Annotated in this window: 12 protein-coding genes; 4 read left to right on the plus strand and 8 right to left on the minus strand. The window is 72.5% G+C overall.

Going from position 1 to position 14,904, the window contains the following annotated elements:
- Positions 1-53: 53 nt before the first annotated feature.
- On the plus strand, positions 54-2,396 hold the full coding sequence (locus ABZ386_RS33130; RefSeq protein ID WP_351345583.1) for a SpoIIE family protein phosphatase: 2,343 nt from the start codon (positions 54-56) through the stop codon (positions 2,394-2,396).
- 107 nt (positions 2,397-2,503) lie between these two features.
- Here the strand turns inward: ABZ386_RS33130 and ABZ386_RS33135 are convergent, their stop codons facing one another.
- The 3 genes from ABZ386_RS33135 to ABZ386_RS33145 all read right to left on the minus strand — a co-directional run bounded on the left by ABZ386_RS33135 (position 2,504) and on the right by ABZ386_RS33145 (position 5,340).
- Positions 2,504-3,742 (minus strand): serine hydrolase domain-containing protein, encoded by a 1,239-nt coding sequence (locus tag ABZ386_RS33135; protein ID WP_351345586.1) that lies wholly within the window; start codon positions 3,740-3,742, stop codon positions 2,504-2,506.
- Positions 3,743-3,857: 115 nt separating this feature from the next.
- Positions 3,858-4,472, minus strand: a complete 615-nt coding sequence (locus ABZ386_RS33140; protein WP_356504551.1) for a DNA polymerase ligase N-terminal domain-containing protein — start codon at positions 4,470-4,472, stop codon at positions 3,858-3,860.
- A 37-nt stretch (positions 4,473-4,509) separates the two neighbouring features.
- Entirely contained in the window at positions 4,510-5,340 is an 831-nt protein-coding gene (locus tag ABZ386_RS33145) for an aldo/keto reductase (RefSeq protein WP_351345592.1), read from the minus strand.
- A gap of 97 nt (positions 5,341-5,437) precedes the next feature.
- Here ABZ386_RS33145 and ABZ386_RS33150 point away from each other — a divergent pair, with 97 nt between their 5' ends.
- Positions 5,438-6,502: a LacI family DNA-binding transcriptional regulator gene (locus ABZ386_RS33150; protein ID WP_358967392.1), complete on the plus strand. Its 1,065-nt coding sequence runs from the start codon at positions 5,438-5,440 to the stop codon at positions 6,500-6,502.
- On the opposite strand, the gene ABZ386_RS33155 is transcribed toward ABZ386_RS33150, so the two are convergent.
- From ABZ386_RS33155 to ABZ386_RS33170, 4 genes are read right to left on the minus strand one after another with little or no spacing between them, the layout of a single operon-like run.
- Positions 6,465-7,844, minus strand: coding sequence for a glycoside hydrolase family 32 protein (locus ABZ386_RS33155; RefSeq protein WP_358967265.1), 1,380 nt, complete (start codon positions 7,842-7,844; stop codon positions 6,465-6,467). The genes ABZ386_RS33150 and ABZ386_RS33155 overlap by 38 nt on opposite strands.
- Positions 7,841-8,695, minus strand: a complete 855-nt coding sequence (locus tag ABZ386_RS33160; RefSeq protein WP_358967268.1) for a carbohydrate ABC transporter permease — start codon at positions 8,693-8,695, stop codon at positions 7,841-7,843. The genes ABZ386_RS33155 and ABZ386_RS33160 overlap by 4 nt, the downstream gene beginning before the upstream one ends.
- A 17-nt stretch (positions 8,696-8,712) precedes the next feature.
- Entirely contained in the window at positions 8,713-9,669 is a 957-nt protein-coding gene (locus tag ABZ386_RS33165; RefSeq protein ID WP_351345599.1) for a sugar ABC transporter permease, read from the minus strand.
- Entirely contained in the window at positions 9,666-11,075 is a 1,410-nt protein-coding gene (locus ABZ386_RS33170) for an extracellular solute-binding protein (RefSeq protein WP_358967270.1), read from the minus strand. The genes ABZ386_RS33165 and ABZ386_RS33170 overlap by 4 nt, the downstream gene beginning before the upstream one ends.
- 159 nt (positions 11,076-11,234) lie before the next feature.
- Here ABZ386_RS33170 and ABZ386_RS33175 point away from each other — a divergent pair, with 159 nt between their 5' ends.
- Together ABZ386_RS33175 and ABZ386_RS33180 are read left to right on the plus strand one after the other, a co-directional pair.
- Positions 11,235-12,776 (plus strand): glycoside hydrolase family 32 protein, encoded by a 1,542-nt coding sequence (locus ABZ386_RS33175; RefSeq protein WP_351345605.1) that lies wholly within the window; start codon positions 11,235-11,237, stop codon positions 12,774-12,776.
- Positions 12,777-12,860: 84 nt separating this feature from the next.
- On the plus strand, positions 12,861-13,835 hold the full coding sequence (locus tag ABZ386_RS33180) for a TauD/TfdA family dioxygenase (RefSeq protein WP_351345608.1): 975 nt from the start codon (positions 12,861-12,863) through the stop codon (positions 13,833-13,835).
- Between the two features lie 3 nt (positions 13,836-13,838).
- Here ABZ386_RS33180 and ABZ386_RS33185 read toward each other — a convergent pair whose 3' ends face one another.
- Entirely contained in the window at positions 13,839-14,867 is a 1,029-nt protein-coding gene (locus tag ABZ386_RS33185) for an LLM class flavin-dependent oxidoreductase (protein ID WP_351345611.1), read from the minus strand.
- Positions 14,868-14,904: the final 37 nt, after the last annotated feature.

Consider the following 14,904-nt stretch of genomic DNA (forward strand, 5'->3'; position numbering starts at 1 on the left):
CGAAAGCGGCGTCGCGGTTGATAGAGGGCCGCAAAGGGATAATCCTGGACGATATGGAGGACGCCTCCGCCGCTGCGATCATCGACGCCCGCGGCACAGTGACGGGGTGGAGCGAGGGTGCCCGGCAACTGACCGGCTACCCGGCCGAGGAGGCCGTGGGCCGGCCCGTACGGGAACTGCTCGCCGAGGACGTGCCGCCCGAGGCGGTGTCGGCGCGCTCCGGCACCGTCATGGTGCGACACCGCGACGGCTACCTCGTCGGGGTCCGGGTCAGAGCGTGCGCCGTGACCGGCCGGCACGGGGAACCCGACGGATTCGTGATCACCGCCGCGCCACCCGGCCCCGGCGAGACCTCCCTCGCCGGCCGCGCGTTCCAGCAGGCCTCCATGTCCATGTCCGTCTTCGACACCGGCCAGCGCTACCTGCGGCTCAACGAGGCCGCCTGCCACGTGATGGGCGTGTCCGAGGAGACCCTGCTCGGCCGGCACTTCCCGGAGACCGTCGAGGAGGCGGAGCACAGCCGCGGCTTCAACTGGCACCTGCGCCACGTCGTCGAGACGGGCCGGCCCCTGCGCTACGAGAGCTATACCGGCGCACCGGCCCTGAACCGGGAGCACGCCTGGGTCACCGAGATGTGGCCGGTCCGGGACAGCTCCGGGGAACTCGTGGGCACCGCCCTGGCCGCCTTCGACAGCACCGAGCAGTACTGGGCCCGGCAGCGGCTGGCCCTGCTCAACGAGGCCGCGGCGGCCATCGGCACCACCCTGGACGTGGTGCGCACCGCCGAGGAGCTGACCGAGGTCATGGTGCCCCGGTTCGCGGACTTCGCGAGCGTCGACCTCTTCGACTGGGTCCTCGGCGCGGACGAGCCGCCGGCGGCGTCCGCGGAGGAGGTCACGCTGCGGCGGGTCGCCCACGGCTCCGTCACCGAGGGCACCCCGGAAGCCGCCGTCCACCTGGGAGAAGTGGACGTCTACCCCTCGTTCTCGCCGATCGCCCGGGCCATGCGGGAGGGCCGGGCGATCCTCAGCCAGGCGGGGGAGCCGGCGTTCATGCGCTGGGTCGCCGAGCGCAACGCGCGCGCCCCCGGCGGACGCCCCTACCGGCTGGGCGCCCACTCGATGATGGCGGTGCCGCTGCGGGCCCGCGGCACCACCCTCGGTGTCGCCGTCGCCGTGCGCATCCACCAGCCGGACGACTACGCCGACGACGACGCCGTGTTCGCCGAGGAACTCGCCAGCCGGGCCGCGGTCTGCGTCGACAACGCCCGCCGCTTCGCCCGTGAGCGCACCACCGCCCTGGCCCTCCAGCACAGCCTGCTCCCCAAGGGCCTGCCCGGTCAGGCCGCCGTCGAGGTCGCCCACCGCTATCTGCCCTCCGGCTCGGCGGCCGGCATCGGCGGCGACTGGTTCGACGTCATCCCGCTCTCGGGCAGCCGGGTCGCCCTGGTCGTCGGGGACGTCGTCGGCCACGGCATCCCCTCCTCGGCGACCATGGGCCGGCTGGTCACGGCCGTACGGACCCTCGCCGACGTGGACCTGCCGCCGGACGAACTCCTCACCCACCTCGACGACCTGGTCACGCACCTCGCCTCCGACGACCAGGGCGACGAGGTCCCGGAACTCGGCGCGACCTGCCTGTACGCCGTCTACGACCCCGTCACGCGCCGCCTCAACCTGGCCGCCGCCGGGCACCCCGCCCCCGCCCTCGTGCTGCCCGACGGCTCCACCCGGCTGATCCCCATGAGCGCGGGGCCCCCGCTGGGCGTCGGAGGGCTGCCGTTCGAGGCGACGGAGCTCCAGCTGCCCGAGGGCTCCGTCGTCGCCCTCTACACCGACGGCCTCGTGGAGGACCGCTACCGCGACGTCGACCACGCCACCGACGAGCTGTGCCGCGCCCTGACCGTGCCCGCCGACTCGCTCGACGCCCTGTGCGACACCGTGCTCAAGGCCGTCCTGCCGGAGGACCCCAGCGACGACGTGGCGCTGCTCCTGGCCCGCACCCGGGCGCTCGGCGCGGACCAGGTCGCCACCTGGGACGTGACGCCCGACCCCGCGCAGGTGGCCGCCACCCGCCAGGCCGCCACCGACCAGCTGACCGCCTGGGGGCTGGACGAGACGGCCTTCGTCACCGAACTCGTCGTCAGCGAGCTGGTCACCAACGCGATCCGGTACGGCGCCGCGCCCATCCAGCTCCGTCTGATCCGCGACCAGACGCTCATCTGCGAGGTGTCCGACGGCAGTTCCACCTCCCCGCACCTGAGGCGGGCGCACCAGGACGACGAGGGCGGCCGCGGCCTGCTGCTGGTCGCCCAGCTCACCCAGCGCTGGGGCAGCCGGCAGACCACCCGCGGCAAGACGATCTGGTGCGAGCAGTCGCTGACGCCGCTGTTCTGACCGGCCCCTGGTCCTGACGGAGCCCTGGTTCTCACCACGGGCGAGCAACGCCCCGATCGGCGTCTGATGCGGCAGGGAGAACGGCTCGGCACCGTCCGTTCACGCCGTCAGGGCGCGTCCACTTCGTCCGGGGCACAGAACTCCGCCTCGACGGCCGCGTCCTCCAGGCGCTGCTCGCCCCAGTCGCCGTTGCGGTTCATGGTCATGACCTGCCGGCCGTCCGCCGAGGCCAGGGCGCGGGTCGCGGAGCCGGGGATCATGCCGCCGTGGCCCCAGGCCCAGCAGCCCTCCGCGAGCTTGAAGTGCCGCAGGCCCAGGCCGTAGACGTCCTGCGGACCACCATGTCCCTTGTCCCCGTCGACGGGGACGGCGTCGAGCAGTTGCCGCTGCTGGGCGGGCGGCAGCAGCTCGCCGGCGAGCAGCCGGGACAGGAACCTGTTGACGTCGCCGACCGTCGAGATCATCTGTCCCGCGGAGAAGGCGACCGTGGGGCTGAACTCGGTGACGTCACGCACCTTCGCCCGGGGTCCGTCCTCGAACAGCGTGGAGTAGTGCCTCGCGTGCGGTGCGGGCAGCCGGGGCGATGAGCCCGGCACACTCGTGCCGCGCAGACCGAGGGGCCGTATGACGAGGCGCTCGACCGCGTGCGCGTAGCTGCGGCCGGTGGCCTTCTCGACGACCATGCCGGCGAGGAGGTAGTTGGTGTCCGAGTAGTCCCACTTGCCGGGCCGGCCCGGCCTGCTGCCCTGTTCCGGCTGGAAGTTCGGAGGGTGGCGGAGGGCGATGTCCACCAGCTCTCGCGGCGACCACCTGAGTCGGCTGTTCCGCTCGAACTCGTCCCCCGCGTACCGGGCGCGGAAGCCCTCGTCCATGTTGTAGTCGAAGATTCCGCTCGTGTGGTTGAGCAGGTGCCGCACGGTGATGTGCGCGGGTCGGTACCCCTTGCCGTGCACCACTCCCGGCAGCCACAGGGCCACGCTGTCGTCCAACGACAGCTTCCCCTCCGCTTCGAGCTTCAGGAGCACCGTGGCGGTGAAGGTCTTGGTCACGCTGGCGATGCGGAACCTCTCGTGCGTGCTCCGAGACCTTTCCGTGCCGAGCGCGCGGACACCGGCCCGTCCGGCCCAGACGCCGTTCCGGTCGCGTACCTGGGCGATGACGCCGGGGGTGCCCTGCGCGACGATCTCGTTCAGGACGGCCTGGGTCCTTGTGTGCGGGGCCTGTTGCTTCAGGTGCGATCGCGGCGGAGGGCGGTCGGGTGCACAGGAGACGGCGGCGCCGAGTACTCCCAGGACGGCGACGAGGGAGACGAGGAGCGGACGGCGAGACGACTGTTGATGGCTCATGGGATCAGCTCATCAAGTGGTCGGCGCTCACCCCATCGGGAACCACCCGGAAAGGGATCGGGGACACGACCTAGGGGTATCCCGTGGCTCCGCCCCCAGGGAAGACGCGGGCGTCTCACTCCCCGGCCGCGTCCGAGGCGACCTGGGCGAGGGTGCGGCCGGACATGGCGGAACGCGCGCGCCGTGGATCGGGGGCGCCCCGCGTGCGGGCCCGGCCCCCGGCCCGCTTCACCAGCAGCCAGGCCTCTTCGCCGTCGCCGTGCCGACCGCTGCGGAACCGGGTCAGGGCGTACTCTCCGTGCAGCTTGGAGCCGCGCAGCCGGAACGTGGCGTGCCCGTGCTCCAGCGACTCCGCGAAGTCGACGGGCCGCCCCTCGCGGTCGTGGCTGAGCGGCTCGTACGTGCCGTGGTCCCAGACGATCACCGTGCCGCCGCCGTACTCGCCCCGCGGGATGACGCCCTCGAACTCCTCGTACTCCAGCGGATGGTCCTCGGTGGGCACGGCCAGCCGCTTGTCCTCCGGGTCCGCCGAGGGGCCCTTCGGGATCGACCAGGACTTCAGCACGTCGTCCACCTGGAGGCGGAAGTCGAAGTGCATCGTGCTCGCGTCGTGGATCTGCACCACGAACCGGGGCCGGTCCGCTGCGGCGGCACCGCTGCCCCGGGGCTCGCCGGTCCGGTCGAAGTCGCGTTTGCCGCGGTAGTCCCGCAGCCGGTCCCGGTCGCCCACCTGCGGCTCCTTCCTGCCTCGCGGGCCCGGGTACCCGTCAGAACTCCTCGTGCACCTCGGGGTCCCCGCCGACCCGCCGGTGCGCCCGGTCCGCGACGGCGGTCATCTCGTCCTCGTCCAGCTCGAAGCCGAAGACGTCGAGGTTGGCGCGCTGCCGCTCGGGGCTCGCCGACTTCGGAATGGGCACCGCGCCGAGCTGCGTGTGCCAGCGCAGCACGACCTGCCCGGGCGTCACGCCGTGCGCCTCGGCGATCCGCGCCACGGCCGGGTCCCGCAGCAGGGGCGTGCCCCGGCCCAGCGGGCTCCAGCTCTCGGTGACGATGCCCTTGCCCGCGTGGAAGGCGCGCAGCTCCTCCTGCGGCAGGTAGGGGTGCAGCTCGATCTGGTTGACCGAGGGCAGCACCCCGGTCTCCTTCTCCAGCCGCCCGATGTGCCCGGCCGTGAAGTTCGAGACGCCGATCGACCGCACGAGACCCTCCTCGCGCAGCTTGATCATGGCCTTCCAGGAGTCGACGTAGCGGTCCACGCGCGGCAGCGGCCAGTGGATCAGGTACAGGTCGACGTACTCCAGGCCGAGGCGGGTCCGGGACTCCTCGAAGGAGGCGAGGGTCTCCTCGTAGCCGTGGTGGCGGCCCGGGAGCTTCGTCGTCACGACGATCTCCTCGCGCGGCACCACGCCGGCGGCCACGGCACGGCCGACCCCCGTCTCGTTGCGGTAGTTCGTCGCCGTGTCGATCAGGCGGTAGCCCGCCTCCAGGGCCGAGAGGACGGCCGCCTGCGCCTCGTCGTCGCCGAGCGGCCAGGTGCCCAGGCCCAGGGCGGGGAGCGTCGTACCGTCGTTGAGCGTGTGTGTCGGGATGCTGATCACCGTCGGACCTTCCCGTTGACTGTGTCGTCCCTCCAGCGTCACGGATAGGGTGAGCAATGATCAACCGGACAGGTGGGGGATGAGGACGGCGGACGGCATGGGCAGCGCCGGGCGGAAGCCGGCGACGGGATCGGGGCGTCCCACCTCGCGGGACGTGGCCCGGCTCGCCGGTGTGTCGCACACCGCGGTCTCCTTCGTGTTCAACGGCCGCGCCGAGGGCAACCTCTCGCCCGCCACGCAGGAACGCATCCGGCAGGCCGCCGCCCAGCTCGGCTACCGGCCCGACCCCGTCGCGCGCGGCCTGCGCCGCAGCCGTACGGCCGTGATCGGCCTGGTCACCGACGAGATCGCCTCCTCCCCGTTCGCCGGGCGGCTGCTGCGCGGCGCGATGGACACCGCCTGGGCCGGGGAGCACCTGGTCCTCACCGTCGACTCCGGCGGCGACCCGGCCAAGGAGGACGCGGCGGTCGCCGAACTCCTCGACCGGCGCGTCGACGGCATCATCTACGCGGCCATGTCCCTGCGCCGCGTCCGCGTCCCCGAGGGCCTGCACCGCACCCACTCCGTGCTGGCCAACTGCCTGCCCGAGGACGACTCGCTGCCCGCCGTCATCCCCGCCGAGCGCGCGGGCGGCCGTACGGCGGCCCGGCTGTTGCTGGAGCAGGGGCATCGGCGCGTGGCGCTCGTCGGCGGGCAGGACGACATCGCCTCGGTGGAGCGGCTGCGCGGCTTCCGCGACGCGCTGCGCGCCGAGGGCATCACCGTGCCGAGGGACTGGGTCGTGCGGACCGGCGGGGAGATCTCCGGCGGGTACGAGGGCGCCGCGCGCCTGCTCGACGGGGCGCCGGCCGAGCGGCGGCCCACCGGGATCTTCGCGTACAACGACCGGGTCGCGGCGGGCGTCCTGCACGCCGCGACCCGGCTCGGGATCGCCGTACCCGGCGAGCTGTCGGTGGTGGGCTACGACGACCAGGAGCACATGGCCGCGTATCTCGCGCCGCCCCTGACCACCGTCGCCCTGCCCCACCGGGCCATGGGAGAGGCCGCCGCGCGGCTCCTGCTGGACGCGATCGGCACCGGCCGGACGCCGCCCGCCACCGTGCGGCGCCTGGCCTGCCCGGTGATCAGCCGCGCGTCGGTGGGACCAGCTCCCAACCGGTGACGGTCGCGTCCGGCTGGGAAATGCCCAACACCCTGACGTCGTCGGGCCGTTGGTAGACGCGCTCGGTGACCGTGGCCCGGTCGCCGACGAACAGCTCGTACAGGGAGCCGTCGACCAGGACACGAACGGTGAGCTCCGCCACCGGGGGCACCTGGGCGACGACGGGCGCCCCGGCCGCCGTGCGCGGCCAGTCGTCCCGCTCCAGGGTCACCGTGCCCTCGCCCGGGTCCAGCAGGACCGTCAGCTCGGCGCCCGAGGCCGATCGCAGCAGGCTCACGGCGGTCCGTTCCCGCGCGGAGACGGTCAGGTCGTAGGCCGCGGGGAGTGCGGTCCGGCCGGGCGCGGTGACGAACGGCTCGGCGGCGCGCAGCCGGTCCAGCTCGGGGGCCGGGCTGACGCGCAGCGCCCCGTCCGGGTGGACGTCGACGACGCGGGGAGCGGTCAGCACCCCGGCCCAGTCGGTGTCGCCCTGGTCCCGGGCCTCCCAGGACCAGCCCCACATCAGGGCGCGGTCCTCTTCCTGGAGCACGGCCGGGGCGTAGAAGTCGCGGCCGTGGTCGAGCCGGCCGCCCGCGCGGGCGGAGAAGCGCAGGTCGGTGTCGAGATGGCCCGTCAGGTATCCGGTGGTCCACGGATGGCCGTCCCACAGCGACACGACCAGCACCCACTCACCCCCGCTGGTCGCGTACAGCTGCGGGCACTCCCAGCCGGTGGCCCGGTCGCCGAACGCCGCTCGGGCGGCCGGGTCGTGGCCGTCCAGGAGCACCCCGGCGAACCGCCAGTCGGTCAGGTCGTCGCAGTCGTACAGCAGGACGGACGGAGTGCCGTCGGCGTGGCCCGCGCCGACGAGCGCCCAGCGCCGGCCCTCGTGCCGGAAGACGAACGGGTCGCGGAACATGACCACGTCCAGGCCCTCCGGCGGGCCCGTCACCACCGGCGTGGGCAGGACGGTCCACTCGGTCAGCGCGGGGTCGTCCGGGTCCGCCGCCCGGGCCAGGCAGACCGCGCCGAGGCCGGTGTGGTGCCGGTCGACCCCGGTGTAGACGGCCGTGGGCACGCCCGCGTCGTCGACGACGCACCCCGACCAGCAGCCCGCCTCGTCCGGGCCGCCCGGCGTCGGCGTGAGCGCGATGGGGTGGTGCTCCCAGCGGGCGAGGTCAGGGCTGGAGGCGTGGCCCCAGTGGACGTTGGCGTGCACCGGGGCGTCCGGGTTGTGCTGGTAGAAGAGGTGGTAGCGGCCGCGCCAGCGGAAGGGACCGTTCGGGTCGTTCATCCAGTGGGCGGGCGGGCGGACCCGGAAACGCGGGGCGTGCGGGTCCTGCGGGGGAGCGGCGAGGCTCAACGGTTGACTCCAGCGGACGTGATGCCCTCGCGCAGAGGGCGCTGGCCGACGACGAACACGAGGACGGCGGGGATCATGGAGAGCACGACACCGGCGAGGACGACGGAGATGGAGCCGGTGCCGAGGTTGCCCTGGAGCGAGACCAGCCCCAGCGGCAACGTGTAGTTCTGGCCCGACGTCTCCAGGATCAGCGGCCGGAAGAACTCGTTCCAGTGGTAGTTGAAGGCCAGGACACCGACGATCGCGAGGCCGGGCGCGGCCAGCGGGGCGTACACGGACCGGAAGGTCCGCCAGGGCCCGGCCCCGTCCAGCATCGCCGCCTCGCCCAGGTCCTTGGGCATGCCCAGGAAGTACTGCCGCATCAGGAACGTGCCGAAGGCGGTCGGGAACGCCGGGATGATCAGCCCGAGCAGGGTGTCGGTCAGGCTCATCGACTTCAGCACCAGGAACACCGGCACGATGGTGACCTGCAGCGGCACCATCATGGTGGCCAGGACCAGGCCGAACAGCGGCTTCTTGAAGCGGAACTCCAGCCGGGCGAAGGCGTAGCCGGCCAGCCCCGCGGTGATCATCTGGCCGATCGCGATCAGGCCCGTGACCAGCGTGGAGTTCAGCGCCAGCAGCCAGACGTCGATCTGGTCGAACACCCCGCGGTAGGCCTCGGTGGAGGGGTTGGTGGGGATCAGCTGCGGCGGCAGGTCGAACGCCTCGGCGGGTGTGCGCAGCGAGGTGGAGACGGTCCACACCACCGGGCCGAGGGTGAGCAGCGCGCACACGGTCAGCCCGGCGATCCGCGCCCAGGGCGCCAGCCCGTGCCGCACGCGGGCGTAGGACAGGGTTGTTTGGCTCATGGGAGGACTCACCCGGCTCACTGGTAGTGGACGAAACGCCGGCTGAGCCGGAACTGGAGGGCGGTGACCGCCATGATCAGCACGAACAGCAGCACACCCACCGCGGACGCCTCGCCGAAGCGGAGCTGCTCGAAGGCGTTCTCGTAGATGACCATCACGACCGTGCGGGTGGCGTCGCCCGGCCCGCCGTTGGTGAGGACGTAGGGCTGCTCGAAGACCTGGAGCGCGTTGATGATGCCGACGACGGAGGCGACCAGCAGGGTCGGCGACAGCAGCGGCAGCGTGACGGACAGGTGCTTGCGCAGGCCCGTCGCGCCGTCCAGGGCGGCGGCCTCGTGGATCTCCTTGGGGATGTTGTTCAGCCCGCCGACGAACAGCAGGAACGAGAAGCCGAACTGCTGCCAGACGTAGACCAGGACCACCGTCGCCATGGCCGCGTTCTCCGACGTCAGCCAGGGCACCGGCGCGATGCCGACGAAGCCGAGCAGCCAGTTGACCACCCCGAAGTCCTGGTTGAACAGGTACTTCATCACCACCGAGATGGACGCGGCGGACAGCACCAGCGGGAAGAAGAACGCCGAGCGGAACACCGACCGCAGCCACACGGGCATGCGCCCGTTCACCGCCAGGGCCAGCACCAGCGCGACGAGCAGTTGCAGCGCCACCGCGAACACCATGAACACCAGCGTGTTGCGGAAGGACACCAGCACGGTCTCGTCGCCGAACACCTCGCCGTAGTTGGAGAGCCCGGCGTAGGACGGCGAGTCGATCACGTTCCAGTGGAAGAGGCTCAGCACGACCGAGCCGATGATCGGCACGACCGTGAAGACGACGATGCCGACGATCGTCGGGGCCAGGAACAGCGTGGCGAGCAGCCGGGTGCCGCGGTCGCGCGCCGGGGGCCGCTGCGAGGCCGGGGACGGCGGCGTCCCGGGCCGGGCGGCCCGTGCGGGCGGTATCTGGGTGTTCGTCATACCTCACGCTCCATGGCCTTCTCCAGATCGCCCTGCATCCGGCGCAGCGCGGGACGCACCGAGCGCGGCGAGGCCAACGCCGTGCCCGTGTGCTTCAGCAGCACCTGCTCGACCTCGGCGACCTGCGGCGGCGCCGGGATCGGTCCCGTGTCCGGGAACCGGTCGAGGGTGTCGTAGAAGACCGGCCAGTTCGCCGGGCCGGACTTCTCGTACCGGTCGGCGGTCAGCAGCGAGCGGCGCGCCGGGGTCGTCTGGTTCGTCGTGAACAGCCGCTCCAGGGTGTCCCTGCGGGCGGCGTACTTGATGAACTCCCACGCCTCGTCCTGCATCTTCGAGGTGCGCAGCAGCGCGTAGCCCGCCGCGCCGTACTGCATGCGCTGGGTGCGCCAGCGCGGGAAGTACTGCACGTCGAACCCGTCGCGGTCCATGCCCGCCAGGTGCAGTCCGCCCACCCAGAAGCCGCCCGCCGGGGTGACGCCGACCCGGCCGGTGGAGAACACGCCGATGAGGTTCTGGCCGTTGCCGCCTTCGGGGCGGGTGCACAGGCCCTCCTGGATGAGCGAGGCCAGATAGTCGTAGACCTCCTCCACCCGGTCGTGCGTGGCCTGCGGTGTCGTCCAGCGGAAACCGCCGCCGCGGCCCGCGCGCTGCCCGGCCGGGTAGAAGCCGTCCCACAGCCACTGCCCGCCGGGCGCCTTGGACTCGGCGAGCAGATTGGTGCCGTTGGCGAACAGCCAGGGCACCACGCCGCCCCACAGCCGGTTGGTCCAGAAGTACGGCGTGAAGCGGGAGCCGCTCGACTTCTTCATGTCCCGCAGCAGCGCCGTGAAGTCGTCGCGGGTCCAGTCGGCCGGCGGGAACGCGGCGCCCGCCCGCTTCAGCACCTGCCGGTTGAAGTACATGTCGGCCGCGTTGAACTCCACCGGCAGCTGGTAGAGGCTGCCCTCGTACATCATCGACTCCACCAGCGAGGGGTGGACGTCGGTGAAGTACTCCTTCAGCTCGGCCGCGTCCCGCTTCACCCACTTGTCCAGGGCCACGCCGAGGCGCTGCGCGAACAGCTGCACGCCCTCGGTGGCGACGTAGACGAGGTCGGGGGCGGTGCCGGCGGCGACCTGGGTGAGGATCTTCGCGAAGAAGTCCGACCAGTCGACGGCCTGGACCGCGTTGATCCGGAGCTTGATGCCGGGGTGCAGCTCGGCGAAGCCCTCCTGGAGCGTGCGGATGGCCTCCGGCCCGTAGGCGGGGCCCAGGGTGGCGACGACGAGGGAGCCGTCGTCCCGGCCGGGGATGTCGGCTCCGGTGAGCCGGTCCCAGCTCGCGGCGGTGCCCGCCAGGGCGGCGGCTCCCGCCCCGTAGGCGCCGTACCGCAGCAGGGCGCGGCGGGTGAGGTGCGAGTCGGTCATCGTGTGAAGGGCCTAACTCGTGTTAGCCGTGGGTTGATGCCCAGATGATGTGAGCGCGACTAGAACCTGTCAAGGCGTGCGACCGCTTGACCTTTAACGAGTTAGGTCCGAAAGTCCTGATCCCATGAGCCGATGTCACCGACGGGAGGAACGAGTGTGATGGGCGGGATCACCAGGAGAGCGCTGTTCGCCGGGTCGGCCGTGGGGGCCGCCGGGACCCTGCTGCCCGCGGCGGGCCCGGCAGCGGCCAAGCCCCGGACGAAGCAGGCGAGTTACCGGGCCGCATACCACTTCACCGTCCCCGAGCAATGGAAGAACGACCCCCAGCGCCCGGTCTGGATCGACGGGGAGTACCACTACTACTACCTCCACAACGCCGACTACCTCACCGGCGAGGTCGGCACCGCCTGGCGCCTGGCCACCAGCCGTGACCTGGTCTCCTTCACGGACCAGGGGATCGCCGTGCCCAAGGACACCACCCCCAACGGCGACGTCTGGTCGGGCTCGGCGGTGGTCGACAGCGGGAACACGGCGGGCTTCGGCGCGGGCGCGGTCGTCGTCCTCGCCACGATGTCCCCGCACGACGGCCCGGCCGACCAGGCGCAGTACCTGTACTACTCGACGGACGGCGGCCGCACGTTCACCCCGCACGGCACCGACCCGGTGCTGCCCAACCCCGGCGTGCGCGACTTCCGCGACCCGAAGGTGATCCGCGACGAGGAACGCGGCCGGTGGGTGATGACCCTCGCCGAGAACGACAAGGTCGGCTTCTACCACTCCGCCGACCTCAAGTCCTGGACGTACGTGAGCGGCTTCGTGCGCGGCGGCATCGGGGTGCTGGAGTGCCCCGACCTGTTCCGGATCCGCGCCGCGGACGGCACGGCGAAGTGGGTGCTGGGCGTGAGCGCCAACGGCAAGGGGGCCGGGCTGCCGAACACGTACGCGTACTGGACGGGCTCCTTCGACGGCAGCGCCTTCACCGCCGACGCGGCCGATCCGCAGTGGCTCGACCACGGCTGGGACTGGTACGGGGCCGTCACCTTCGACAAGCGGGACGCCGACGGCACGCTCGACGAGCGCACCCGCTACGCGATCGGCTGGCTGAACAACTGGGACTACGCCCACATCACGCCGACGATCGACAGCGACGGCTTCAACGGCACCGACTCGATCGTCCGCGAGGTGACGTTGGAACGCGGGGGCGACGGCACGTACCACCTGGCGTCCAGGCCGGTCGCCGCGCTCGACCGCTACGTCTCGCGCACCGTACGGCTCGGCGACCTGGAAGTGGAGGGCACCCGCCTCCTCGACCACCGCGGCACCGCGTACGAGCTGAGCTGCGAGATCACCTGGGACCAGGCGGCGGGCGCGGGCCTGCAGCTGCGGCGTTCCCCGGACGGCGTCCGGCACATCGACGCCGGCGTCCACCGCGACTACGCCTTCCTGAACCGACGCCCCAGCGTGTCCCCGGACATGTCGGGCAGGTGGCAGGAGAGCCGCAGCCCGTTCGACGCGTCCGCGCGCAGGGTGCGCCTGCGGATCCTGGTCGACCGCACCTCCGTGGAGATGTTCGTGGACGACGGCCGGTACACGCACTCGTCGGCGGTGTTCCCCTACCTGGTCGACACCGGGCTCGCGCTGTTCACCATCGACGGGAAGGCGGTCTTCCGCGACGTCGTGATCCGCGAGTTCGAGGTGTGAGAGGCGTGGGCGCGGTGTCGCCCCGCACGGCGATCGCTGTCACGATCTCCGGGACGGACCACGCCCACGACCAGCGGAGCACGCATGACGACGGAGAACCGGACGACGGACGAGGCGGCGCGGGAGGCCGGGGTGGAGGTGAGGCCGGTCGCCGGGTACATCGGGGCCGAGATCAGCGGAGTCGATCTGGCCGCGGACCTCGACGACGCGGTGGTCGCCGCGATCCGGGCGGCGGTGCTGCGGTGGAAGGTGGTGTTCTTCCGGGGGCAACGGCTGGACCACGCCGGGCACGTGGCGTTCGCGCGGCGGTTCGGGGAGCCGGTCGTACTGCCGCGGCGCGGCAAGGCCTCGCCGCCGGACGTCCCCGAGATCGAGACGACCGCCGACCGGCTGGAGCTGGGCGGGCGCTACGGCATGGAGCACGACGAGTGGCTGCGGCGCCGCCGCCACACCCTGCTGCGCGGCTGGCACTGCGACCACGGCGCCCGTGTCGACCCGCCCGCCGCCACGATCCTGCGCGCCGAGTCCGTCCCGCCCTACGGCGGCGACACCACCTGGGCGAACCTGGCGGCGGCATACGCCGGACTCTCCGCGCCGCTGCGGGAGTTCGTCGACGGACTGCGCGCCGAGCACCGGCTCGGCGTCGGCTACCAGCCCCGCCCCGGCGACGACGCCTACGTCCGCCACCTGCTGGACCGCCAGGTGGCCTCGGTGCACCCCCTGGTGCGCGTCCACCCCGAGACGGGCGAGCGGATCCTGTACGTCAACGGCTACTACGTCGAGCAGATCGCCGGCCTCTCCCGGCCCGAGAGCAGCGCGATCCTCCAGCTGCTGCTGGAGCAGGCGGTCCGGCCCGAGTACACCGTCCGGTTCCGCTGGGAGCCGGGCAGCGTGGCCTTCTGGGACAACCGCGCCACGATGCATCTGGCCCCGAGCGACACCGCCCACCTCGACCACCCGCGGATCATGCACCGGGTGATGCTCGCCGGGGACGTGCCGACCGGGGTGGACGGCACGCCCTCGGAGGCGATCACCGGGAGCGAGCCCGGCCGCTGGTGAGAGTCAGGCGGCGGGCCGCCACCCCAGCGCCGGGCCGAGTTTCGTCGCCATGTCGGTGAGGATCTGCGCGTAGTCCTCGTGCGCGAAGGTGAACGGCAGTGCGAACGCCACCTCGTCCACCTCCCGGAACGCCGCGTGCGCGTGCAGCCGCTCGGCGATCTCCGCCGAGGTGCCGACCAGGTCCGGCGCGAACAGCAGCCGTGCCGGACCTTGCGGTTCCGCCGTGCGCGGGGTGCGCCGGGCGGCGTACTCCTCGTACCGGGCGCGCTGTTCCGCCGAGGCCGAGTCCGTGGGGATGACGACCAGGCCCTGCGAGACCCGGGCCGCCTCGCCGTCGGGGTGGGCGGCTCGGAAGGCCCGGATCTGGGCCAGCTGGATCTCCGCGAAGTCGTACGGGCCCTCGGGGTCCTCGGCCTTCACGACGCTGCTGGTGAGGAGGTTCATGCCGTGCTCGCCCGCCCACCGGGCCGACCGCAGGCTGCCGCCGCCGTACCACAGGCGCCGGCCGAGGCCGGGGGAGTGCGGCTGCACCCGGTCCGAGAAGGTCTCGAAGCCCTCCACGCCCCTGAAGTCCGTCGCCGGCTCGCCCCGCACGAAGTCCAGCAGCCGCTCCACCCGCCCGTAGCCGAAGTCCTCGGCGTCGGCCGTGCCCGGGTAGAGGGCGCCCTTGACCTCGTCGAAGTGCATCGGCGGGCCCACGCTCACGCCCGGGTTGAGCCGGCCGCCCGAGAGCAGGTCGACGGTGGCCAGGTCCTCCGCGAGGCGCAAGGGGTTCTCCCAGCCGAGCGGGGTGACCGCCGTGCCGAGTTCGATGCGGCGGGTGCGCTGGGAGGCGGCGGCCAGCACTGCGACGGGGGAGGAGATGCCGTACTGGAGATGGCGGTGGCGCAGCCACGCGCTGTCGAAGCCGAGCCGTTCCCCCAGCTCGATGATCTCCAGCGTCGACTCGTGGCCCCGGCGCGGATCCGCCTCGTCGAACAGCCCGATGGTCAGGAAACCCAGCTTGCGCAGCGGTCGCGGAGTCGGTGACACGGGCCCTCCATCATTGAACGTTCAATGGCTTATGGCT

It is taken from the genome of Streptomyces sp. NPDC006140, assembly GCF_040628815.1.
Taxonomy (GTDB): domain Bacteria; phylum Actinomycetota; class Actinomycetes; order Streptomycetales; family Streptomycetaceae; genus Streptomyces.

Bases quoted from the DNA above. Each gene is read 5' to 3' on its own strand.
- ABZ386_RS33130 (WP_351345583.1), top strand. From the start codon at position 54: ATGGAGGACGCCTCCGCCGCTGCGATCATCGACGCCCGCGGCACAGTG.
- ABZ386_RS33135 (WP_351345586.1), bottom strand. From the start codon at position 3,742: ATGAGCCATCAACAGTCGTCTCGCCGTCCGCTCCTCGTCTCCCTCGTC.
- ABZ386_RS33150 (WP_358967392.1), top strand. From the start codon at position 5,438: ATGGGCAGCGCCGGGCGGAAGCCGGCGACGGGATCGGGGCGTCCCACC.
- ABZ386_RS33160 (WP_358967268.1), bottom strand. From the start codon at position 8,695: ATGAGCCAAACAACCCTGTCCTACGCCCGCGTGCGGCACGGGCTGGCG.
- ABZ386_RS33165 (WP_351345599.1), bottom strand. From the start codon at position 9,669: ATGACGAACACCCAGATACCGCCCGCACGGGCCGCCCGGCCCGGGACG.
- ABZ386_RS33170 (WP_358967270.1), bottom strand. From the start codon at position 11,075: ATGACCGACTCGCACCTCACCCGCCGCGCCCTGCTGCGGTACGGCGCC.
- ABZ386_RS33175 (WP_351345605.1), top strand. From the start codon at position 11,235: ATGGGCGGGATCACCAGGAGAGCGCTGTTCGCCGGGTCGGCCGTGGGG.
- ABZ386_RS33180 (WP_351345608.1), top strand. From the start codon at position 12,861: ATGACGACGGAGAACCGGACGACGGACGAGGCGGCGCGGGAGGCCGGG.